The following is a 4,738-nucleotide window of genomic DNA, read 5'->3' on the forward strand; positions in this document are numbered from 1 at the left end:
GGGCTGCGCCCGCGTCGCGCCTGCGGCGCTCGTCCTCAAACGCCGGACGGGCTGGGGGTGGGCCCTGCGTCCTGATGCCTGGGCGCCGGCTTGTCGGCGCTGCGTGCCTTGTCCTTAGTTGCCGGACGGGTTGCATGTTGCGTTGCGCTGCGGGGGCTGTGCCCCCGGGCCCCCTTTGCGGGCCGCGCCCGCGTCGCGCCTGGCGGCGCTCGGCCTCAAGCGCCGGACGGGCTGGGGGTGGACCTCCGCCCTGATGTCTGGCGGGCGGCTGACGTGGCACCGCTGCGGGCGGCTGGGTCGCCCAGGGGGCGGCACGGGCGGGCGCGGCGGCCCCGCGCCCGAGAGGCCCCCCGGGACCACAGCGCGAGGCGCGCGCAACGTGGCGCGCGGGGCGGTGCATCCCAACGGCCGCCGCGCGGGGAGGTTCCGCGCGCGGTGGGGTGTGATGTCCGCCAACTGGGACGTGATACGCATCTCTTAGGGCACCGGGAAGCCCCGCGCCCCGCTAGTGTCCCCGCCAAGGGCCGCGCCGGGCCGCCCCCGCCGCAGGCGGAAGGCCGAAGGCGGGAGGCGAAAGGCGGGAGGCAGAGCGCGCGACCAGCGCGCAGCGCACCGCGCAGCGGAACCGCACCACACAGCAAGGGGACAACGTGGGTCGCAAGCTCGCCGTCATCGGCGCCGGTCTCATGGGCTCGGGCATCGCCCAGGTGTCGGCGCAGGCCGGATGGGACGTCGTGCTCAGGGACGTCACCGACGCCGCGCTCACCCGCGGCGTCGACGGCATCAAGGCCAGCTACGACAAGTTCGTCGCGAAGGGGAAGCTCGACGCCGACGACGCCGGCGCCGCGCTCGCGCGGATCCGGACGACCACCGACCTGGACGAGGCGGCCGACGCCGACATCGTCGTCGAGGCCGTTTTTGAGCGGCTCGACGTGAAGCAGGACATCTTCCGTACCCTCGACGGGCTGGTGAAAGACGACGCCGTCCTCGCGTCCAACACCTCCGCCATTCCGATCACGAAGATCGCCGCCGCGACGCAGCGGCCGGAGCGCGTCGTCGGCGCGCACTTCTTCTCGCCCGTGCCGATGATGCAGCTCTGCGAGCTGGTCCGCGGGCTGAAGACGAGCGACGAAACCCTCGCCCGGACCCGCGAGTTCGCCGAGGGGATCGGCAAGACGTGCGTCGTGGTCAACCGCGACGTGGCCGGCTTCGTCACCACCCGGCTGATCACCGCCCTGGTCGTCGAGGCCGCGAAGCTGTACGAGTCGGGCGTCGCCACCGCCGAGGACATCGACACCGCGTGCAGGCTCGGCTTCGGGCACGCCATGGGCCCGTTGGCCACCACGGACCTGACGGGCGTCGACATCCTGCTGCACGCCGCCGAGAACATCTACACCGAGTCGCGGGACGAGAAGTTCGCGGTTCCGGAGCTGATGCGGCGCATGGTGGACGCCGGCGACATCGGGCGTAAGAGCGGCAGGGGCTTCTATCAGCATTGAGCGCGGGATACGGGGGCGAAGCGGAACACATCACGCCGACGGACGGCGAACGTGGCACCGAGGTCACTCGCAGGAGTGAATTCCGTATCGATATGCGCACAGACGGCAACCTGACGTAGCCGTACGCAGTCAGATCAGTAAAGGCAACAACAGGCACACGGACACAACAGCACCGCAGAGGACTCGGGGAGCGCACATGTATATCAGGGGCGACCACGCCGAGCTGGTCGTCGGGGGCCGCCTCGACGTCCGCAGCGCGGCGGACGCCCGTACGGTCCTGCACGACGCGGTCGACTCCGGAGAGGCCGGCTCCGACCTGATTCTCGACCTCACCGGACTGGACTCCTGGGACGCCACCGGGCTCGGGGTGATCATGGGGGCGCATCGCAGGGCCGGGCGGGCCGACAGGCGGCTGGTGCTGCGCGGGGTTCCGCCACAGATGCAGCGACTGCTGATCGCGACGCGGCTGCACCGAATTCTCGCGATCGAGCACGCCCCGGCAATTGACGCGTGAGCCGCCAATCGCGTGAGCTGCCTTACGCGTGAGCCTTACCCGAGTGACTTCTGGGACCGCTGTTCAACGATTGGGTGACAGCTGAGCAGGCGGAAAGGCTCAGCTGTTCGCTCCGCCATCCGAACGGTCTAGGCTGCCGCTATCCGCCGCACCAGAATCCGGGGGCGGGCGGCACGTAGGGGGAAAAAATCTCCATGGACCCGAAGAACAAGCGCCAGCGTCCTGACCGCACTGGCCCGAGCGGGCTCACGCCTGCCTTCGGCAGCCCGGTGGTCAGCGCCGGCCGCGCCGTGAAGCTGATAGCCGGGGACTACCGGATCACCGCGAATCCCGTGGACGGCAGCCAGGCCGAGCCCTGCCGGCCGGAGGAGCGACCGGGCCCGCCCGAGCGGCTCTCCGAATCGGAGACCGCCGCCCGCAGAGCCGCCACCACACCGCCCCTGCTGCCCGGCACGCCCGTGGCCGAGCTGCCGCTGCTGGAGCGCGAGGAGGTACGCGAGCGGCTGGTCCGGCTGCTCTCCCGGGGCCGCTCCGTGCGGGTCACCGGTGTCTCCGGGGCCGGCCGTACGAAGCTGGTCGAGGCCGTCGCGGCGGACTGCGGGGCGCTGGCGCCCGACGGTGTGATCCGCCTCTCCGGCCGCCACCACACGGTCGGCGACCTGCTGCACCAGCTGTACCGGATGGTCTTCCGCGCCGAGCGCACGCGCCCCGAACGGCCGCAGCTGCTCGCGGCGCTGGCCGAGGTGGGCGCGGTCGTCGTGGTCGACGACATCGAGTTCGGCGGGTCCGCGCTGGACGAACTGCTCGCCGCCACCCCCGAGTGCGCCTTCCTGATCACCGCCACTCCGGACATATCGTCCCCGTCGGCGGAGGCGCAGCTCGAGGAGATATTCCTCACCGGCCTCGGCCGGCGCAGCTGTCTGCAGCTGCTCGAACTCGCCGTCGAGCGGCCGCTGCACGACGACGAGCGCGCCTGGGCCGGCGATCTGTGGTTCGAGTCCGAGGGACTGCCGCTGCGGTTCGTCCAGGCCGGCGGGCTGCTGCGGCAGCGGGACGTGGAACTCGCCGCCCGGCTCGCGGAGACCCCGGAACCGCCGGCGGAGGGCGAGGAGATCGCCGTACCCCTGCCGACCCTGGCGGAGAGCGCCGCCGCGGCGCCGCTGCTCTCCTCCCGCGGCAGCGGGGCCGCCCGGGAGGCCCTGATCATGGCCGCCGCGCTGGACGGCGAGGTGCCCCACCACGCGCAGCTCCCCGCGCTCACCGAGGACACCCGCGCGGACGTCGCCCTCGCCGAACTCCAGTCGTACGGGCTGATCACCGAGTCCGGCGGCGGCTACAAGCTGGCGGTCGGCGTCGCCGCGCAGCTCCGCGGCTCCGGACTGCTCGACCCGCGCCCGGACGTGGAGGACCCGGTCCTCACCGTGGCCCAGCACTACGCCTGGTGGGCCGGGCACGCCTCCGTCCCCGCCGAGCGCGTCGCCGCCGAGGCGGACGTGGTGCTCGCGGCGCTCACCGCGCTGCTCGCCCGCCGCGAGTCCGGGCACGCCAACGCCGCCGTGGTCCTCGCCCGCGCCGCGGCGCCCGCGTTCATGGTCGCGCTGGCATGGGGCGCCTGGGAGCGCACCCTGCGGTTCGGGCAGGAGGCCGCGCGCATCTCGGGTGAGGTCGCGGAGGAGGCGTACTTCCACCACGAGCTCGGCATCCTCGCCCTGTGCGGGGGCGCGCTGGACCGGGCCCGGGCCGAGCTGGAGGCGTCCCTCGCCCTGCGCGGCGCCACCGCCGACCGCGGCGGGGAGATAGCCAGCCGGCGGGCCCTCGCCCTCGTCGCGGACGTGGGCGGTTTCGAACTCCCGCTCCCCGAGCTGGAGACGACCGCCGGCCGGCCGGAGCTGACGATCGCGCCGCCGGAGGACCCGACGGTGCTCCTCGGCCATGCCGCGCCCGAGTCCGACATCACCCCCGACGGCGACCGCGCGCCCTCGGCGCGACGCGGCGCCCGCCGCAACCTGATCGCCGCCGGCGCGGCGGCCGCGGTGGTGGCGGTGCTCGGCGTCGTCCTCACGGTGGGCGCGATGGGCGAGGGGAACGAGGGCGGGAAGAAGCGGCCGGACCAGGTCGAGGTGGACTCCTCGGCGGACGAGGTCGAGGGCGAGGACGGCCTCCCGGCCGACGACGCGACGAGCGGCGACCCCTCGAAGAAGCCCTCGAAGTCCGCGGACCCGACGACCCCCGGCGCGACCCCGGGCTCCACGGCCCCCGGCACGTCGGGCTCGTCGACGGGCGGTTCGACCACGAGCGGCGGGTCGTCGACGACGGGCGGGTCGTCCACCACGGGTGGTTCCTCGACCGGCGGCGGCTCCACGACCAACGGCGGTACGACGACGAACGGCGGCACGACGACGGACGGCGGTACGACGACGGACGGTGGCACCACGACCGACGGCGGTACGACTACGGACGGTGGTACGGCGACCGACGGCGGCACCACGACGGACGGTGGTACGGCGACCGACGGCGGCACCACGACGGACGGTGGTACGACGACCGACGGCGGCACCACGACCGACGGTGGCACCACGACGGACGGCGGCACCACGACCACCGCCGGCACCAACGCCGCCGGCCTCACGACCGAGGGCTCGGACGGCGGCACGACCGCCGGCGGCACCGGCACCATCTGAGGTAAGGCGAACGGCCCCGGGTCCGGTACACCACGTACCGGACC

General features: G+C 73.7%; 3 protein-coding genes. All 3 read left to right on the forward strand.

The genetic code is table 11. The annotated features are described in order from the left end of the window. The first annotated feature begins 650 nt into the window (after window positions 1–650). The 3 genes from AB0M28_RS39885 (at window position 651) to AB0M28_RS39895 (ending at window position 4,694) form a co-directional block, all read left to right on the forward strand. A complete protein-coding gene (locus AB0M28_RS39885; protein WP_365415651.1) occupies window positions 651–1,499 on the forward strand; it encodes a 3-hydroxyacyl-CoA dehydrogenase family protein in 849 nt (282 codons plus the stop codon). A gap of 196 nt (window positions 1,500–1,695) precedes the next feature. After that, window positions 1,696–2,013: an STAS domain-containing protein gene (locus AB0M28_RS39890; protein WP_365415653.1), complete on the forward strand. Its 318-nt coding sequence runs from the start codon at window positions 1,696–1,698 to the stop codon at window positions 2,011–2,013. A 194-nt stretch (window positions 2,014–2,207) separates the two neighbouring features. Further along, window positions 2,208–4,694 (forward strand): ATP-binding protein, encoded by a 2,487-nt coding sequence (locus AB0M28_RS39895; RefSeq protein WP_365415655.1) that lies wholly within the window; start codon window positions 2,208–2,210, stop codon window positions 4,692–4,694. The last annotated feature ends 44 nt before the right edge of the window (window positions 4,695–4,738 follow it).

This window comes from Streptomyces sp. NPDC051940 (assembly GCF_040680895.1).
Classification (GTDB): Bacteria; Actinomycetota; Actinomycetes; order Streptomycetales; family Streptomycetaceae; genus Streptomyces.

Coding starts and splice junctions, on each gene's coding strand:
- AB0M28_RS39890 (WP_365415653.1), top strand. CDS start 1,696: ATGTATATCAGGGGCGACCACGCCGAGCTGGTCGTCGGGGGCCGCCTC.
- AB0M28_RS39895 (WP_365415655.1), top strand. CDS start 2,208: ATGGACCCGAAGAACAAGCGCCAGCGTCCTGACCGCACTGGCCCGAGC.